This window comes from Actinotignum timonense, assembly GCF_030216305.1.
GTDB classification, from domain to species: domain Bacteria; phylum Actinomycetota; class Actinomycetes; order Actinomycetales; family Actinomycetaceae; genus Actinotignum; species Actinotignum timonense_A.
Genome location: NZ_JASOKT010000007.1, coordinates 22,754 through 40,743, shown reverse-complemented (window position 1 = coordinate 40,743; position 17,990 = coordinate 22,754). Strand labels below are relative to the sequence as shown.

The window sequence follows — 17,990 nt, the reverse complement described above, 5'->3', positions numbered from 1 at the left end:
CCGCCGCGGCCCGGCACCGTTCTCACAATCCACACGAAGGTTCAGGGATGAAAAACTCGCGGGTCCTCACGCTCGCTGTGACCGGCTTGGCGCTCTTCGCCATGTTCTTCGGGGCGGGAAATCTTATTTTCCCGGTCATGCTCGGCATTCAAGCCGGCACGAATACCCCGCTGGCCATCGCCGGGTTTATCGGCACCGGGGTGATTCTCCCCGCCATTGGCCTCATCGCCGCCACCTCCAGCCGCGACGGCACCCCGCAAGATATTGCGACCCGTATCGGCCGTATCCCCGGTCACGCGCTGCTGTGGGCGATTTTTATTACCACCGGCGTTTTGTACGCGGTGCCGCGAGTGGCTGCGGTGAGTTTCGAGGTTGCGGTCCGCCCCGTGATGCACGACGACGCCGCAGCCCGCCCCGCCCTCCTCGTTTTCTCCGCTGTGTTCTTCGTGGTGGCCGTGCTCGTGGCCCTCAACCCGGGCAAAATGGTGGACCGAGTAGGAGGTATCCTCACCCCCGCTCTCGTGATCCTCATGGCGATTCTTATTACGGTGGTGGTGTTCAACCTGCCGCCCCAGGTTTCGCTCCCGCAAGCACCGTATGCGCCCAATGCGCTCACCGGCGGGCTGCTGAGCGGGTATATGACGATGGACGCGCTGGCGGCCTTCGTCTTCGGGCTGGTGATTGTGTCATCGTTGCGAGCCAAGGGATTCGCCTCCCGCGGGGCGCTCTTCGGGGGAGCGGCGGGAGTAGCCCTCATCGCAGCCCTTATCCTCGCCGCGATCTACCTGGGGCTCTCCCAGATCGGGGTGCGGGTGGCCACCGAAGGCTTCGCCAACGGTGCGGATGCTTTAGCCGCCGTCTCCGAGCGTTTCTTCGGGCGGGGCGGTCAGCTCATTTTCGGTGCCATCACCATCCTGGCGTGTTTGACCACAGCGATTGGCCTGCTGGGCGCCGCCACCCAGTTCTACCGCAGCTACCTTCCGGGCCTGGCCTACCGCCCCCTCCTCATCGGGCAGGGAATGTTCGCTTTTGCCATGTCCACGCTGGGGCTGGAAGGAATCCTCAATTTCATTAACCCGATCAACCGCTTTATTTATCCCATCGCGATTGTGCTTATTTTCGTGACGCTTGTTGATCTTGCGGTTCCCGGACGCCTCCACTGGTCCTACCGGGCTTCCGCCTGGATCGCGGCGCCTTTCGCTCTCCTGGACGGCTTGGTTGTGACCGAATGGGATATTTTCGCCCCCGTGGGTGAGCTTCTGGCGATAGTGCCGCTCGGGGAAGAAGGCTTGGCCTGGGCCGGGCCGGCGCTCCTTGGCTTCGTGTTCGGTCTGGCAGCGGACGGGATCCAGGGGCGGTTGTTCCCGCCGGCACTGGTGCGGGGCACGGCGGCGCCGACGGAGGCGCCAGTATCCTGAGACGGGGTGTTGCGGGGCGCCAGTATCCTGAAACGGGGTTGTCGTGAGGCGCCAGTATCTCCTGACGATGCTCCGGTAGGCGGCTTACGGTGCGGCGGGGAGCCTATCTGCACGTGCCGGGAAGCCAGTGGTGCTCCCGAGGGTGCCTACGGGGCGCCGGTGAACGCTCGCGGTGAAACCGTTCTTTCTATGTTTTAATGAAAGCACGTAGAACTCCGCGGGAGTTCCCCAAGGATGTGGAGAGAAACATGGCAACACAGCACACCCCGGAAAAAATCATTTTGGATTGCGATCCCGGTCATGACGACGCCGTTGCGATGCTGCTGGCGTGGGCAAATCCGCAGATTGATCTGCTTGCCGTCACCACGGTGGGCGGCAACCAAACGCTAAAGAAAGTTACGAATAATGCCCTCGCCGTGGGCACCGTTATGAAAATGACGGGAGTGCCTTTCGCGGCCGGATGCGACCGCCCGCTGGTACGCCCGGTGGAAGTCGCCCCCGATATTCACGGTGATACCGGTCTGGACGGCACAGAATTACCTACCCCGGCTATCGAGCTTGATTCCCGGCACGCCGTCGATCTCATTATTGACACTGTTATGGCGCACGAACCGGGTACCGTCACCCTTGTCCCCACCGGCCCGCTCACCAATATCGCGCTCGCGGTACGCAAGGAACCGCGCCTGGCCGAGCGCGTCAAGCAGGTGGTTCTCATGGGTGGGGGCTACCACGTTGGAAACTGGTCCGCGGTGGCCGAATTCAACATCAAGATCGACCCGGAAGCGGCGCATATCGTTTTCAACGAGCCGTGGAAGGTGGTCATGGTTGGCCTGGATCTTACCCACCAGGCCCTCTGCACCCCGGAAGCCTACGCGAAGATTGACGCGGTGGGCACCCAGCCGGCCCGCTTCGTCCACGAACTCATGGACTTCTTCCGTGCCTCCTACCAGGACGCGCAGGGCTTCGATTACCCGCCGGTCCACGATCCGTGCGCCGTGGCCTACCTTATCGACCCGACCATCGTGGAAACGGTGCAGGTGCCCATCGATGTGGAACTCACCGGCACCCTCACCGTGGGGATGACGGTGGCTGATTTCCGCGGCCCCATTCCCGAAGATTGCCACACCTGGGCTGCGACCCGGCTCGATCACGGGCGTTTCTGGGATCTCATCGCCGATGCGCTGGAGCGCGTGGGCGAACACCACTACCTGGGCTAATCACGGGGCTAAGCCCCGTCCAACCCAACCTTTATGAACGGAGGACGGCGCTGCCACGGTGCGGCGTCGTCCTCCCCGGTGAGAAAGAAAAAACTATGGCATCTTCCGTTCCCGCGTGTGCCGGCCAGGCGCAATCCGGTTCGCGCACGAATATTATCGTGCTGATGGCCGCGCTACTGTGCGCGGTCTTCGCTTTCCAGCTCAACGCCTCCATGCTCTCCCCAGCGCTGCACACCATGAGCGTGGAACTGAACGCGACTGACGTGGAAATCGGCGTGACCCAAACGGCGTTCTTCGCCTCCGCCGCGCTCTTCTCCCTCTTCCTGCCGCGCTGGGGTGACCTGATCGGGCGCAAGAAGATTCTGTTGGGCATGCTCCTGGCCACCGGGATCGGATGCGTGGTTTCCGCACTGGCGCCCAATGTCACCATCCTCGGTATCGGGCGCGTGATTCAGGGGACGGCGGGGCCGATGGTGCCCCTCACTCTCGTCATGCTGCACCAGGAAGTACCCGAGCCGCGCCGTTACGCCAAGTACATGGCGATCTTGACCTCCGTCAACGGCGGTATCGCCGGGGTGGACGCCCTGCTGGGCGGTTGGCTCGCCGGTAACTGGGGCTTCCGCTCCGTTTTCGCGTGCATGGCGGTTGTGTGCGCCATCGCTTTCGTGGCGTCGATGTTCGGAACCCGCGAATCGCAGGGTGACCGCACCCCGATGGACTGGCCCGGCGTTATCGCACTGCTCATCGTTTTCGGCTGCGTCTACTTCGCCTTCAACGAATTGGGCAAGCTCGGGGATGCGCGCTGGTGGCTCATCGGTGTGGAAATCCTGGTAGCGGCCGTATCCGCGGTGATTTTCTGGAAGATCGAATCTTCGCGCGCCCACCCGCTGGTGGCCACTCGCTACCTCAAGCAACGGCGCACCTGGGCGCTGCTATCCACCACCCTCTTCACCATGACGGGGGTATTCGCGGTCATGAACGGCCTCATCCCGAACCTCGCGCAGCTGGAAGCCAGCGCCGGTGGCCTGGAGCTCCCGGCAGAAACAGTATCCTTCGTGACGCTGACGCCCTACGCTATCGCCGGCCTCATTATGGGCCCGATTGCCGGGCAGCTCGCTTCACGCTTCGGCTACAAGAAGGTGCTCCAGGCGGGGCTGCTCTCCACGGTCATTTTCCTCGGTATCGCGGTCTTCGGTGTTGGGGCATCCTCGAAGTCGCTTATCTTCTTCCTGTGCGTGGCCATCGGTATCACCTACGCCGGCACCGTCAATATCATGCTCAACGGCTTGGGCGTTGTGCTTTCCCCGGCCGATAACCAGGGTTACCTGCCGGGCATGAATGCCGGCGCTTTCAACCTGGGTGCCGGGCTCTCCTTCGCGATCCTGACCGCCGTGGCTACCGCCGTGGGCGGCACCGAGAATGTGGTGGGCGGGTACCAGGCCGGAATCGCGGTGGGCGCGGTCCTCGTGATCATCGCGCTCCTGCTTTCCACCCTCATCCCCTCGGTGGAGAACGCCGAGGAATCTGCGTCCTAAACATATGTCGCCTGAGGATCTGCTCGGGCACCGGTAGACGACCGGGAACGGGGCCCACGGGGCTGGCAGCGCCAGTCGCACCGTGGGCCCCGTGGTATATGCTGGTGTGCCGTGGAAAGGGCAGGTATGGGGACGAATAACGCGAAGCACGACGGCACCGGCCACAACGGTGCGGGGTACGACGACGCACAGAACTATTGCGAGGGGGAACTGGAGCATGCCGGGGACTTTGGCCCGGGGGGAACATCTGAGGCTCCCGATGCGGAGGAGCCCCGTGATCCGGAAGGTGCACGGGATCTGGAGGATCCCCGTGATCCGAAAGAAGCGCTGGATCCGGAGGCGGCGCGGGAAGCCGAACTTGATGCGGCACTCACCGAGGTCCTCAGCTCCGGGCTTTTTGGGGACGAAGCCGTTATCCGGGAGGTCAAAGAATCACCCGATCCCATTATCGAGCTAGCGGATACCACCGCGGAGGAAGACCGAGTGGAGGACATCTACCGCGATATCCTCACCCGCGCTCCTGAACACAAGGTGCAGCCTTCCCTTGAACGCGTCCAGATGTGCTTGGATTTACTTGGCAACCCGCACCATTCCTACCGGTGCGTGCACGTGACGGGCACCAACGGAAAAACCTCGACGGTGCGCATGATCGAAGCACTGCTGCGCGAGCATGGCCTACGCACCGGGCGCTTTACCTCCCCGCACCTGGTCTCGGTACGCGAACGCATCGCCATCGACGGGCATAACATTTCCCGGGCGGATTTCATTCAGGCCTGGGAAGATGTCGCGCCTTTCGTTGAGCTCGTGGATCAGCGTTCCCAAGCGGAGGGCGGGCCGCGCATGAGCTTCTTCGAAGTTTTCGTGGTCATGGCCTACGTAGCTTTCGCGGCCGCACCCATCGATGTGGCCGTGGTCGAAGTTGGTATGGGGGGACGGTGGGATGCCACCAATGTGATCGACGGCGACGTCGCCGTCCTCACCCCCATAGCCCTGGACCACGAACGCTGGCTCGGGCACACCATCGCGCAGATCGCCGGGGAGAAAGTAGGGATTATTAAGCCCGGAGCCAGCGTGGTGAGCGCCGCCCAACCCGAGGACGCCGCTGCGGCTATCGCTCAGGCAGCCCACCAGGCTCGCGCCCACGTATCCGTTTACGGGAAAGATATCGAGGTGCTTGGGCGGGAGACAGCGGTAGGCGGTCAGCTTATGACGGTGCGTACCCCCGCGGCTCGCTACGACGATATTCCCCTCGCGCTGCGCGGCTCCTACCAGGCGGAGAACGCGGCCCTCGCACTCACGGCGGTTGAAGCATTCTTCGGCGGGCGCGCGCTTTCCGGTGACGTCGTCGAACATGCTCTGATGGCCGTGACCTCGCCCGGACGTCTCGAAGTGGTGCGCACTTCGCCCACCGTCCTCGTGGACGCGGCCCACAACCCCCACGGTGCGGCGCATACCGCCGCCGCGCTGGAAGAGTACTATCCCGGCCGGCGTGTTGGGGTGCTCGCCATGATGGCAGATAAGGACGTGGAAGGAACTCTCGGGCAGTTCGAGCCGGTACTGGATGCCGTTGTGGTCACCGATATGCCCGGTGAGCGGGCGATGGACGCCGAGGAACTGGCAGAGCTGGCGCGGGAGGTCTTCGGGGAGGATCGGGTGCGGGTGGAACGCGATCTGCTTGCCGCGATTGACGAGGCTGCCGGATGGGCCGAGGCCGAGGCCGGTGAGGAGCTCGCCACGCCGGTGGTGGCGGTCCTCGGTTCGGTCTACCTGGCGGGTATGGCGCGCCAGATCATGGGCAAAGGGACTCCTGATGAAGCTCCCACTGAGTAAAGACGGGGCCGGCACGGGGCACTGACGTGATGCCGCGGTGCGCAAAGGCGATGGCGCGGTGCACTAAGGTGCTGGCGCGGCGCGCTGAATTGGTAGAATCGGTAACGATCTACCAGTCTTCAACTCCGAGGTGGCACTGTGCTCGATATTCTCGCCAGCAATACCGTTCTCGTTGTTTTCATCGTGGTGGCGCTCGGTGCCGCCTTCGGGGCGATTCCTTTTGGTCCCCTGAAATTTGGGGCAGCGGGGGCGCTTTTCATCGGTTTGCTCGTCGGCGCGGTGGTTCCGCCCTCCACTTCGCTCCTTGTGCTGCTGCAAGATCTGGGCCTGGGAATTTTCGTTTATATGATCGGCTTGGAAGCCGGGGAAACCTTCTTCCAGGAGATCCGTAAACAGTTGGGCCTCATGCTCGCTTCGGTTATTGCGATTACGGCCGGGGCGGCAGCCGCGGTGGGACTGGGGGAGCTCCTCGGTTTGCTCCGTGGTACCGCCGTGGGTGTTTTCGCCGGCTCGCTTACCTCCACTCCCTCGCTTGCGCTCGCCCAGGAAATGACCGACCCGGATAACCCCGCCGTGGGCTATTCCATTGGTTATCCGGTCGGGGTCACGCTCGCCATCGTCATGGTCGCTATTTTCATTAACCGGGAATGGAAAGCACGTAACGATCAGCTTGACCCCGATGATGTGGAATTGGAACAAGCAACCGTATATGTGGATCGGGAGATTTCCGCGGAGCAGATGCGGGATATTGCCGGCCAGCAGGTGCGATTCGTAGCCATGCGGCGCAATAGGCGCTGGCATGTGCTCGATATGGAACGGGCTCTGGAACCGGGGGACCGGGTTCGTATTTTTGCTTCCCGAGCCGCACTTTCCGAAGCTATCGAACGCCTGGGTAGCCGCATGCGTCATCGGCGCCTGACCGATCCGTATCTGACGGTGCACCGTTTCACGGTATCCAATCGAGATATTGCCGGCCTCACGGTGGGTTCCCTCCCGCTTTACCGCCGCTTCGAAGCTCGAGTGACGGTGATTCGCCGTGCCGATGATGAAATCCTGGCCACCCCGGAAACCTACCTGGAAATGGGCGACGTGGTAGAAGTCGCCCTACCTACCTCACGGGTCGAGGAACTCGAAGAATACTTCGGCGATTCAGTCTCCAGTTCCTCGGAACTGGACTGGGTAGCGGCAGCCGGCGGGCTTGCCCTCGGCTTCGCCCTTGGACTAGTGGAAATCCCGCTTCCGGGTGGCGCGGCTTTCTCCCTGGGTGCGGCCGGCGGCCCGCTCGTGGTGGGGCTGATCCTCGGAGCGGTGCACCGCACCGGTCGGGTGCCCTGGCAGCTCCCGCGCCCCGCGAATCTCACCCTGCGCCAGTTCGGGCTCATGCTCTTCCTCGCGGCGGTGGGCCTCAACTCCGGTTCTGCTTTTGCCTCCACCGTTTTCACAATGGTGGGCTTGAAATCGCTGCTCTTGGCCGCGGCGGTGAGCATCGTCGGATGCGGGGTTATGATGGCGGCTGCCTGGATCCTCGGTTCCTCCGCCACCCGTTCTTCGGGTGCGGTGGCCGGACTGCTCGGCCAGCCGGCGGTGCTCTCCTACGCCACCTCGCGCACCACCGATAACCGAGTGATGACCGGCTACGCCACCACCTTCGCGATTGCGCTCATTTATAAGATCGTCGTCGTCCCCTTCATGTTCTAGGAACCCGTAACGGTGCGGCGCACCGTCGCACCTTAGCCGCGCACCGTTGCACCGTTAACGGCTTCTGTCGCCGAGCCGCGGCGTGCCACGAATGGCGTCGGTGCTCCTTAGCACCGTATCGACGCCCCGTCGGAGTCCCACCGGTGGTGCCGTCTGGCATAATCTGTAATCGTGCACTTAAAAACCTTGACCATGCGAGGATTCAAATCCTTTGCCACCGCCACCACAGTGCGCTTTGAACCCGGAATTAACGCGGTGGTCGGCCCTAATGGTTCAGGGAAATCCAACGTGGTGGACGCCCTCGCCTGGGTGATGGGCGAGCAGGGCGCGAAAACTCTACGGGGTGGCTCCATGGCGGATGTTATTTTCGCCGGCACCTCGCGTCGTCCCGCGCTCGGACGCGCGGAAGTTTCCCTCACCATCGATAATTCCGATGGCGTGCTCCCCATCGAATATTCCGAAGTGACCATCACCCGTACTCTCTTCCGCGCCGGCGGCTCCGAATACGCCATTAACGGCACCCCGGCACGCCTCCTCGATGTCCAGGAACTGCTCTCGGATACCGGCATGGGGCGGGAAATGCACGTCATTATCGGGCAGGGCCGCCTCGACGAAGTTCTCACCTCCAGTCCCGAAGAGCGCCGCAATATCGTTGAAGAAGCCGCCGGGGTGCTCAAACACCGCCGTCGCAAAGAAAAAACTCTGCGTAAACTCGAAGCGATGAAGGGCTCGTTCACGCGGGTGGAGGATCTCACCGCGGAGCTGCGCCGTCAGCTCGGACCGCTCGCCAAACAGGCGGAGGCCGCCCGCCGTGCCCAGGTTATCCAAGCCACCGAGCGCGACGCTCGGGCCCGCCTTCTCGCTGATGATCTAGCACAGGCGCAGGCGCGGCTGGAAGCCGGGGCTGCCGAAGACCAGCGCACCGCCCAGCTACGTGAAGAAAACCAAGCGGCCCTCACCCAGGCCCGCGCCGCCCTCGCCGAGGCAGAAGAACACCATGCGCGCCTGAGTCCCCAGCTCTCTGCGTTGCGCGATAGCTCCGAGCGGCTCGCCTCCCTCGAGGAACGATTCCGCGCCATGGACGAACTGGCGCGCGAACGCGAACGCACCCTGAGCACCATGCCGGCACGGGGCGGGCAAGACGACCCCGAGGAGCTCCAGGCGCGCGCCGTCCGGGCTCGCGCTGAAGAAGAAGAACTGGAGGGGCGCGTACGTGAGGCCCAGGACGCCCTGCGCACCGTCCTTACCCAGCGTGAGGAAACTGAAACCGCGGAATCTGCCGCTGAGCGAGCCTATAACCAGGCGAGCCGTGCCCGTGCTGACGCGCGGGAGAACGCCGCGCGCCGGGCCGGGAAAGTTTCCGCGGTGCGCTCTCGGCTCGAAGCACTCCAAGCCGAAATTGAACGCGTAGAGAAGGACGTGGCGGCCGCGCGCCAGCGCGTGCAAACCACCAGCGTGCAGGTTACGGCTATCGAAGAAGAACTCGTTGCCACCTCCGCCGGGGACGATACCCTCGCCACCACTCACGAAGAACATACTCGGGCTCATCTCGCGGCCCGCGCCGCCGTGGAAGACGCCCGTGCGAACGAGGCGCGTGCTCGCGAGGAAATGGCGCGCTTACAAGCGATTGTCGATACTCTCGCGCTCTCGCTGGAACCCGAAGATGCCACTGCCTGGGCTATCGAGCACGGTGCGGCCCTGTTGCGCGACCACCTCCACGTGGAACGCGGATGGGAAAGCGCGGCGGAAAATGCGCTGATGGGCGCCGCATCCGGCGCGGTGGTGGACAATCTGGACAGCGCCGTCGATATTTTGCGGGGTGCCGCGCAGGCGCAAGCCGGGCGCCTTACCCTCACCATTACGGGAGGGAAGAACGACGACGCCGCAGCTGCCGCCCGCGAAGCTGCGCTCAATGCTGCTTTCGAAACGGTGCGCCCAGATCCGGATGCCGCAGTTCATGCCCTGGCGGTGGTGAGCGGGTCCCAGGCAGGCAGCGATCTAGCTGGCCTCCTCACACAGCTCCTGGCAGGCACCGCCCTCACTGCCGATCTTGTGACCGCCCGTCAGCTCGTGAGTGCCGGGGCTCCCCGTGCGGTGACACGGAGCGGAGACATTATCACTGCGTGCACCGCTACCGGGGGAGAGGCCACCGCCGCTGCTACCCTCGCCCGCCAAGCTGCCTACCAGGAGGCCTCCGAGCAGCTTGATGCCGCCGCCACCGCAGCCGACGAGGCAGCCGCGGCGCTCCGGAAAGCGGAGAGCGCTGAAGAAGATGCCCGCGCCCGCGCCGAAGCTTCCGGGAGTGAACTGACGGCGCGCGATTCTAACCTGGCCGCCGCCACCGCCCAATTGGGGGCCCTGCGCCAGGCCCTCTCCGCCGCGCGCGCCGATGAAGAGCGCACCGTCGCCCGCGCCGCCTCCTTGCGGGAAGATATCGCCGCCCGGCAAGCAGAGCTGGATAGCTTCGCGGAGCCTGAAGAAGATACTGCCGATATTCCAGGTGATGGCGAACTTGCCCGGCTCTCTCAGCAGCGCGATAGCGCGCATGAGGCCGCCGTGGGAGCCCGCAAACAGGAAACGGAGGCTCGGCTGGCGCTGCGCACCGCCGAAGAACGCTTCCGGGCCCTGAGCGGGCGGGCTGATGCCCTGGATAACCGGGCCCGGCTGGCCCGCGAACGTATTGAGCGGGAAGAACGCGCCCGCCAGATCCGTGGCCAGCACGCGGTGCTGGCGGGGCAGGTCGCAGCCGGGGCGGTGCGCGCCTTGGCTCACGTGCGCAGCCTACGTGCCGAGGTGGCCGAGCGGCGTCGTCGGGTAGAAGAAGAACAACACGGCGCCGAGGGGCAGCTCACGCACCTACGCGAACGCGTCGATCAGCTACGCACCCGCGAACGCGAGCTCGCAGATTCCACCCACGCCCGCGAACTGGCGACCGCCCGTGCCCGCATGGAATACGAGCAGCTAGCCACCCGTGCCCTCGAGGACCTGGGCGTCGATAGCACTACCCTCGTCGAAGAATTCGGACCGCATATCCAGGTGCCCACCGAGGACGGTGCGGTGCCCTACATTCGCGCCGAACAGGAACGGCGCCTGGCTACGGCGCAGCGTGCCCTCGCGAGGCTGGGCACCATTAACCCGCTCGCCCTGGAGGAACACGCCGCGCTGGAAGAACGTCAAAAGTACCTCGCCCAGCAACTTGATGACCTGAAGAAAACCCGCGCCGACCTTCTCGATATTGTGGCGGAGCTTGATGAACGAGTCACCCTCGTTATGAAAGCCGCGCTTAGCGATAGTAGCGCCCGTTTTGAGCAGGTTTTTGCTCGCCTTTTCCCGGGTGGGGAAGGGCGCCTTATTATCACCGACCCGGAGAATGTGCTGACCACCGGGGTGGAAATTGAGGCGCGGCCGCCCGGTAAACGCGTCAAGCGGCTGTCCCTGCTTTCTGGTGGGGAGCGCTCGCTCACCGCTATTGCTTTCCTCGTGGCGATCTTTATGGCTCGCCCCTCCCCGTTCTATGTGATGGACGAGGTGGAAGCCGCCCTTGATGACGTTAATCTGGGGCGCCTTCTCGAGATTTTCCGGGAATTGCAGCGCTCTTCCCAGCTCCTGGTCATCACCCACCAGAAACGCACCATGGAAATTGCCGATGCGCTATACGGGGTGGCAATGCGCGAAGACGGGGTATCCACCGTGGTTTCCCAGCGCATGTCTGAGCTGCGCGAACAATGAGACTTACGTTGCAGTTCGGTAACAATTCCGCTCGCGGGCGGGTTGGAGGTAGCCGTCCGCCGCAAAAATTCTCATAATGAGACCGTGCCCCTTATCATCGTTGTTATCGCCATCATTATCGCTGCCGCAGCGCTGGTGTATGCCCTGTCCTTTGCGCGGAATTCCGGGAAAAGCGCTGGAACATCCGTCGCGGAATCTTTTGACGCGTGGCGCTCTGATGAACTGGATATGGACACCTATGACATCGTCCACCACGATACGGCAGTAGACGATATGTTCGAGGCTTTCGCGCACGAATCCGAAGCTTATATCACTTCCGAAACCCTCGATGAGCACTTTGACCGCGCGCGGGAAACGGAGCGTGAAATCTCGGAAACGGTGCGCCGCAACAGTGAAAAACTGCGGGCTCGTATTCCCGCCCCGCCGCTGCGCCGTCGCGCCGTGAGCGCCGAAGAAGAAAACCGCGCGGAAGTGGAGGGCGCGGGCGTCGCAGGAGTCGTGGACGGTGTGGATGGTGCGGACGTCGTGGGCGTTGCTGCGGAGGCACCGGAAGAAAGCCACGGCACGGACGTCGCAGAAAGTTTCGCGCCTGAGGATACTGACGAGCGCGAACGGCGCAGCGCCTAAAACCTTCTAGGTGGAAAAACTTGTCCCCCTCTGCAAGACTGGAGGGGTGGATAATCCTGTAGTTCTTGCACTTGTCATCGCTGGCGTTGCCGCCCTCCTCCTCGTTCCCCTCGTCATTTCCCTGGTCAAAAAGAACCAGCGGCGCGAGGAATTGGAACGCCGGGATACCCCAGTTCTTGAAGGGGATGGTGCGGCAGAAGCCGCGGAGGGTACCGATGCGGAAGCACCCGGCGAAACTCCCGGTGAAAGCACCAGCGATGCCACCCCGGCTATTGTTACCGTTCCGGCTGTTGAACAACCCGAATCGATTCCCTCCCGGATGCAGCGCCTGCGGGCCCGGCTGGCTCGCTCGGGCGGTTTCGGGCAGGCACTTTTGGCGATTCTCTCGCGCGGGGATCTTTCCGCGGCCGACTGGGAAGAACTGGAAGATACCCTCATCATGGCCGATGTGGGGCTGGATGCTACCAGTGAGATCATGGAGGGCCTGCGCTCGCGGGTGAAAATTGAAAGCACCAGCGACCCGCAGCGGGTACGCGAAATTTTGCGTGAGGAACTGCTGCGCCACGTGGGTCCGGATATGGATCGCTCCCTCAACCTCACCCGCAGCGAAGCGGATTCCGGCGCGGTGCATCCCGCGGCGGTTCTTATGGTGGGCGTGAACGGCACCGGGAAAACCACCACGGTGGGTAAGCTCGCGCGCCTGCTGCGCGCGCAGGGAACCACGGTGCTGCTCGGGGCTGCTGATACCTTCCGGGCGGCCGCAGCGGATCAGCTGGTCACCTGGGGCGACCGCGTGGGAGTCGATGTGGTGCGTTCGGATCGCGAAGGTGCCGATCCGGCCTCCGTCGCTTTCGATGCGGTGGCGCAGGCCGATGCTGCCGGAGTGGACGTAGTGATTGTGGATACCGCTGGACGCCTCCAAAATAAGGCCGGGCTTATGGACGAACTTGGAAAAATCAAGCGCGTTATGGAACGCACCGCGCCGGTCAATGAAGTTCTTCTCGTCCTGGATGCCACCACGGGGCAAAACGGGATGCAGCAGGCCCGCGTTTTCGCGGAGGTCACCGGGCTGACCGGTATTGTGCTCACCAAGCTGGACGGCACCGCCAAGGGCGGCATCGTTATTTCGGTGCAGCGTGAACTGGGCGTGCCCGTCAAACTGGTGGGCCTGGGGGAGGGGCCGGACGACCTGGCTCCCTTCGACCCGGAAGATTTCGTCGATTCCCTACTGAACTAAGTGGGGGAAGTACGGGAAGTGCGGAGCGTGGGGCAAGGAGCGGGCAGAGACGCGCGGGCTGGTATCCCGGCGCCACGTTTGCGGGTAGCTCTACCGCCGCACCATACCTCCGCATCAGCGGGCACGCCGCCGCACCAGCGGCGAATATGCGCGCCCGCGCCCCCTGCTTTACAATGGAACGAGTTTTTGACGCGAAGGCTGGCCAGTGTTTAATAATCTTTCCGACCGGATTTCCGGTGCATTCAAGAATCTGCGCTCCAAGGGTGTTCTCACCCAGGCGGATGTAGAAACCACCATTAGCGAGATTCGGCGTGCCCTCTTGGACGCCGATGTCGCGCTTCCCGTGGTGCGCGAGTTCACCGCCGCGGTGCGCGAACGAGCCACCGGTGCGGTGCGCTCCCAGGCCCTCAACCCGTCCCAGCAGATCGTCAAAATTGTTAATGACGAACTCATCGAGATTCTCGGCGGGGAAACTCGGGAACTGAATTTTGCGCAGGGGCGGCCCACCGTGGTCATGCTCGCCGGCCTCCAGGGCGCGGGTAAAACCACGCTGGCTGGTAAGCTCGGGCGTTGGTTCGCCCGCGGGGGCCGCAAGGCGCTTCTCGTGGCCTCCGATTTGCAGCGCCCCAACGCCGTGCAACAGCTCCAGGTGGTGGGCGAACGCGCCGGGGTGGATGTATGGGCTCCCGAACCCGGTAACGGGGTGGGTGACCCCATCCAGGTGGCCGCCAGTGGCGTGGACTACGCCGCCGCGAACGGCTACGGCGCCGTCGTGGTGGACACCGCCGGGCGTTTGGGTATCGACGAGGTCCTCATGCAGCAGGCCGCCGATATCCGGGCCGCCGTCAATCCCGACGAAGTACTCTTCGTTATCGATGCCATGATCGGCCAGGACGCGGTTGCCACCGCGAAGGCCTTCCAAGATGGCGTTGGCTTCACCGGCGTGGTTATCACCAAGCTCGATGGCGATACCCGCGGCGGCGCGGCGCTCTCGGTGCGCGGCGTGACCGGCAAACCGATTCTCTTCGCCTCCACCGGTGAAAAACTGGAAGATTTCGAACGCTTCCACGCCGACCGCATGGCTTCCCGCATCCTCGATATGGGCGATATTCTCTCCCTTATCGAACGGGCCGAAGCCACCTGGACGCAAGAACAGCAGCGCGAACTCTCGGAAAAAATGAGCGAGGGGTCCTTCGACCTCAATGACTTCCTCGTGCAAATGAATCAAATCAAGCGGATGGGTTCCCTCAAGAAACTCATGGGGATGCTGCCCGGAATGGGGCAGTACCGCGAAGCCCTCGAGCAGTGGGATGAATCCTCGATGGGGCGCGTGGAGGCCATTATCCAATCCATGACGCCCGCCGAGCGCCGTACCCCGAAAATCCTCAACGGTTCGCGCCGTCAGCGCATCGCTCGCGGTTCGGGGACCACCGTCCAGGAAGTCAATCAGCTGGTGCAGCGCTTTGAGGGTGCTGCGAAAATGATGACGCAGATGAGTCGCGGGGGCGGGATGCCGGGAATGCCCGGCATGCCCGGCGTTGGCGGGGGCTCACGCAAACAGAAACGCGCGAAGAAGAACGTTTCGGGCGGCAAGAAGGGGCGTTCGGGGAATCCGGCGAAACGCGCCCGCCAGGAAGCCGAAGCAGCGGCGGCACGGCAGCGTGCCGAACAGGGCTCGGCCTTCGGCAAGGGAGCTCAGCTTCCCGGCGCTGCTCAAGCGGGGCCCGATATGGCAAGTATGGAAGAGCTCAAGCGCTTCCTTAAATAATGCCGACGACGGCGCAGCGGGCAGGAGGAATCTTGCCCGCTACGTTGTTCTTGGCCACGTGGTTATTTCTGGGAGGGAGCGGCGTCGTCGTTCTTCCCCGTGGTTAAAGCCTCCACCACGATATCCGGCACCGCATCAGAAATACCGCCCAACGGCACGTAACCTTCCGGAATGTCCTCGTAGGAACGCGGGTCTTCCAAGGGCTCGACGTGGATGAGGGCACGCAGGTGGGGCACGGCGGCGCGTAATTCCTCCGCGATATCCTCGGCGAGTTCGTGGCCCTCGCGCACCGTCCAGGTGGAGGGCACCAGCAGATCAAAATTACAAAACGATTCACGGCCCGCCACCCGGGTTTGCAGGCCGTGGAAACGCACCTCGCGGCGGGTATGCGAACGGAGAATCGCTACGATTTTTTCGGTATCCGGGTCGGGAAGGGCTGCGTCCATGAGGCCCGCCAGCGACTCACGCAGCAGCTTTACCCCGGTGAGCAGGATATTGGCCGCGACCAGGATAGCGACGATGGGATCGAGAAGAGGCTGATCGGTTAGCGCCACCAGCCCCACACCCACGATCACCCCGGCGGAGGTGATCACGTCGGTCAGGAGATGTTTGCCGTCGGCGCGCAGGGTGGGGGAACGGTGCTTCGCACCGGCGCGCAGCAGGATGGCGCCGACAAGCCCATTGACCAGTGACGCGAGCGCCACGATGCCCAGCCCCCATCCCAGGTCCGAGAGCGGCTGGGGGTGAATAATGCGATCAACTGCGGAAAAAATAATAAAACCGGCCGCCGCGAAAATCATCGCGCCTTCCACGGCGGAAGAAAAATATTCAGCCTTCGAGCGCCCGTAGGTATAGCGCTCATTGGCGGGTTTCGCAGCCGCGGAAAGAGCCAGCACAGCAACGACAGCCGCTGCCAGATTGACCAGCGATTCCGAGGCGTCGGAGAGGAGACCCACCGAACCCGTGAGCCAGTATCCGGCCGCTTTGAGCGCAATGGTGATGAGGGCTGCCGCAACGGAGAGCCAGGCATAGCGCACCAGTTTTGAGGTAGGAGCGGCTGCGGTGGCGGGGGAGTCCACGGCGGCGACGGTGCCCGCAGGCGCGGCGGCAGGAGAGACGGTGGTATTCACGCCTCCCATCTTGCCAGGCACCGTGGGGCTTGTCAGGTTGAAACGGTGGGACGGTGGGATGGAGCGATGGTGAGACGGTGGGCTCGAACCGCGGCTATAGCGGCATCGCCCCGTCGTGGCGGCGTAAGTGATCTCACCGAACGTCCGCACATTGCCGGTTCCCTCCGCCGGGAAATTCTGGCAGAATAGCTAGATGTACTTGGAAGATGCCGGGTCCCTCTCAACCCGGTGTCATCTGTGTTCACGGGTTGCACGGTGCGCGTCCCCCAACCGGCCGGGTAACCCACCCCAATGAGAAAGGATTGACCACAAAAGTGGCAGTCAAAATTCGTTTGAAGCGCATGGGTAAGATCCGTGCGGCCCAGTACCGTATCGTCGTGGCGGATTCGCGTGTCAAGCGCGATGGCAAGGTTATTGAGGAAATCGGTTACTACGATCCCAATACCCAGCCGTCCACCATCCGCATTGATTCTGATCGGGCCCAGTACTGGCTCGGCGTGGGTGCTCAGCCCACCGAAGCCGTGCTCGCGCAGCTCAAGGTGACCGGTGACTGGCAGAAGTTCAAGGGATACAAGGATGGCCAGGAAGGCCGCCTGCGTGTTCCGGAAACTGTGAACGCTGAAGAAGCGCGCGCCGCAGCGGTCAAGAAGGTCCAGGACGACGCCGAAAAGCGCCGTGCTGCCGCCGCCGAAGCGAAGGCGAAGGCCGAAGCGGAAGCTGCGGCTGCTGCCGCCGCTGAAGCTGGGGAAGCCGAAGCTGGCGAAGCTACCGAAGCGGAAACTGAGGAAGCCTAATGCTGACGGACGCTCTGGAACACCTGGTCAAGGGAATTGTTGATTACCCGGATGATGTCAAGGTCTCGGCATCACGTAATCGTCGTGGCGAACTTTTGGAAGTTCGGGTTAACCCTGACGATCTCGGTCGGGTGATCGGCCGCGGCGGGCGCACCGCCAAGGCTCTGCGTACCGTCGTCAACGCGCTTTCGGATGAAGGCTCCGTGCGCGTGGATGTTATCGAAACGGATCGTAACTAACGTAGCGGCATACCGGCCCTCAACCTTTCGGGGTTGCGGGCCGGTTTTGTATGAGCCACCACCGTTGCCCGCCGTGTGCGGGAGCTGAAAGAAGGACACGATGCAACTAACGGTAGCTATTATCGGGGCACCGCACGGACTCAAAGGGGAAGTCCGCCTGGATGTGCGCACGGATTCACCTGCACGCCGCCTCGCGGTCGGGACCCAGCTAGAAACCGATCCGGCGGATTTCGGGCCGCTCACCATCACCCGCACCCGCGAATACCGGGGAGTCACTTACGCGCTCTTCGCTGAATCAACCACCCGCGATACCGCCGAAGCACTGCGCGGGGTGCGACTCATCGTGGAAACCGATGAAGATGAGCCCGAAGAAGACGCTTACTACGCCCACGAGCTACGCGGTCTGGAAGTACTCGACCCGGAAGGCTACGAGCTCGGAATTATCACCGGTTTGGAAAATGGCCCCGCCCAGGATGTCCTGGTGGTGCGTGAGCCTGATGGCCGCATCGCCCGCGTTCCCTTCGTGCGTGAGATTGTGACCGCCGTGGATCTGGACGACCATTGCGTCGTCGTGGATGCCCCGGCCGGGCTTTTCTCCGATGACGACATGATCGTGGTGGAAGGTGATGACCTGGCCGGTGCCCTCAGTGCCGCGGGGGAAAGTGGCCTGGGGAAAAGCAGCGCAGGTGAAAACGGCGCGGACCAAAGCACCTCCGAAGCGAATACTACGGAGGAAGACGGTGCGGAGGAAGCTGAGTAATGGCGGGC

At 63.3% G+C, this 17,990-nt stretch carries 13 protein-coding genes; 12 read left to right on the top strand and 1 reads right to left on the bottom strand.

Translation table 11 applies throughout. The annotated features are described in order from the left end of the window. The first annotated feature begins 47 nt into the window (after positions 1 to 47). The 9 genes from brnQ to ffh all read left to right on the top strand — a co-directional run bounded on the left by brnQ (position 48) and on the right by ffh (position 15,059). On the top strand, positions 48 to 1,418 hold the full coding sequence (gene brnQ / locus QP305_RS05170; RefSeq protein WP_284904353.1) for a branched-chain amino acid transport system II carrier protein: 1,371 nt from the start codon (positions 48 to 50) through the stop codon (positions 1,416 to 1,418). A 248-nt stretch (positions 1,419 to 1,666) separates the two neighbouring features. Next, the gene (locus QP305_RS05165; protein WP_026428515.1) at positions 1,667 to 2,635 is read left to right on the top strand and encodes a nucleoside hydrolase; all 969 of its coding nucleotides are present in this window, start codon (positions 1,667 to 1,669) and stop codon (positions 2,633 to 2,635) included. A 95-nt stretch (positions 2,636 to 2,730) separates the two neighbouring features. Next, positions 2,731 to 4,170: an MFS transporter gene (locus QP305_RS05160; protein ID WP_284904351.1), complete on the top strand. Its 1,440-nt coding sequence runs from the start codon at positions 2,731 to 2,733 to the stop codon at positions 4,168 to 4,170. A gap of 126 nt (positions 4,171 to 4,296) precedes the next feature. Further along, positions 4,297 to 6,000 carry a bifunctional folylpolyglutamate synthase/dihydrofolate synthase gene (locus tag QP305_RS05155; RefSeq protein WP_284904349.1) on the top strand — a complete coding sequence of 568 codons (1,704 nt, stop codon included), beginning with the start codon at positions 4,297 to 4,299 and terminating at the stop codon, positions 5,998 to 6,000. 138 nt (positions 6,001 to 6,138) lie between these two features. Continuing rightward, positions 6,139 to 7,698: an aspartate:alanine exchanger family transporter gene (locus tag QP305_RS05150; RefSeq protein ID WP_284904348.1), complete on the top strand. Its 1,560-nt coding sequence runs from the start codon at positions 6,139 to 6,141 to the stop codon at positions 7,696 to 7,698. Between the two features lie 192 nt (positions 7,699 to 7,890). Beyond that, positions 7,891 to 11,427, top strand: a complete 3,537-nt coding sequence (smc, locus tag QP305_RS05145) for a chromosome segregation protein SMC (RefSeq protein ID WP_434736387.1) — start codon at positions 7,891 to 7,893, stop codon at positions 11,425 to 11,427. Positions 11,428 to 11,511: 84 nt separating this feature from the next. Then, a complete protein-coding gene (locus QP305_RS05140) occupies positions 11,512 to 12,054 on the top strand; it encodes a hypothetical protein (RefSeq protein ID WP_284904346.1) in 543 nt (180 codons plus the stop codon). Positions 12,055 to 12,100: 46 nt separating this feature from the next. Next, positions 12,101 to 13,291: a signal recognition particle-docking protein FtsY gene (gene ftsY, locus QP305_RS05135; RefSeq protein ID WP_284904344.1), complete on the top strand. Its 1,191-nt coding sequence runs from the start codon at positions 12,101 to 12,103 to the stop codon at positions 13,289 to 13,291. Between the two features lie 205 nt (positions 13,292 to 13,496). Continuing rightward, complete coding sequence (gene ffh / locus QP305_RS05130) at positions 13,497 to 15,059, top strand: signal recognition particle protein (RefSeq protein ID WP_087071003.1); 1,563 nt, start codon at positions 13,497 to 13,499, stop codon at positions 15,057 to 15,059. Positions 15,060 to 15,121: 62 nt separating this feature from the next. On the opposite strand, the gene QP305_RS05125 is transcribed toward ffh, so the two are convergent. Then, positions 15,122 to 16,198: a cation diffusion facilitator family transporter gene (locus QP305_RS05125; protein ID WP_101595133.1), complete on the bottom strand. Its 1,077-nt coding sequence runs from the start codon at positions 16,196 to 16,198 to the stop codon at positions 15,122 to 15,124. 305 nt (positions 16,199 to 16,503) lie between these two features. Between QP305_RS05125 and rpsP the strand changes: the two genes are divergently transcribed. From rpsP to rimM, 3 genes are all read left to right on the top strand, one after another. After that, entirely contained in the window at positions 16,504 to 16,983 is a 480-nt protein-coding gene (gene rpsP, locus QP305_RS05120) for a 30S ribosomal protein S16 (RefSeq protein ID WP_126135005.1), read from the top strand. Continuing rightward, complete coding sequence (locus QP305_RS05115) at positions 16,983 to 17,222, top strand: RNA-binding protein (protein WP_026428525.1); 240 nt, start codon at positions 16,983 to 16,985, stop codon at positions 17,220 to 17,222. Before rpsP ends, QP305_RS05115 begins: the two co-directional genes overlap by 1 nt. Before the next feature lie 100 nt (positions 17,223 to 17,322). Then, positions 17,323 to 17,982: a ribosome maturation factor RimM gene (rimM, locus tag QP305_RS05110; RefSeq protein WP_284904342.1), complete on the top strand. Its 660-nt coding sequence runs from the start codon at positions 17,323 to 17,325 to the stop codon at positions 17,980 to 17,982. Positions 17,983 to 17,990: the final 8 nt, after the last annotated feature.

Bases quoted from the DNA above. Each gene is read 5' to 3' on its own strand.
- QP305_RS05125 (WP_101595133.1), bottom strand. From the start codon at position 16,198: ATGGGAGGCGTGAATACCACCGTCTCTCCTGCCGCCGCGCCTGCGGGC.
- rimM (WP_284904342.1), top strand. From the start codon at position 17,323: ATGCAACTAACGGTAGCTATTATCGGGGCACCGCACGGACTCAAAGGG.
- QP305_RS05160 (WP_284904351.1), top strand. From the start codon at position 2,731: ATGGCATCTTCCGTTCCCGCGTGTGCCGGCCAGGCGCAATCCGGTTCG.
- brnQ (WP_284904353.1), top strand. From the start codon at position 48: ATGAAAAACTCGCGGGTCCTCACGCTCGCTGTGACCGGCTTGGCGCTC.
- QP305_RS05165 (WP_026428515.1), top strand. From the start codon at position 1,667: ATGGCAACACAGCACACCCCGGAAAAAATCATTTTGGATTGCGATCCC.
- QP305_RS05115 (WP_026428525.1), top strand. From the start codon at position 16,983: ATGCTGACGGACGCTCTGGAACACCTGGTCAAGGGAATTGTTGATTAC.
- smc (WP_434736387.1), top strand. From the start codon at position 7,891: ATGCGAGGATTCAAATCCTTTGCCACCGCCACCACAGTGCGCTTTGAA.
- QP305_RS05155 (WP_284904349.1), top strand. From the start codon at position 4,297: ATGGGGACGAATAACGCGAAGCACGACGGCACCGGCCACAACGGTGCG.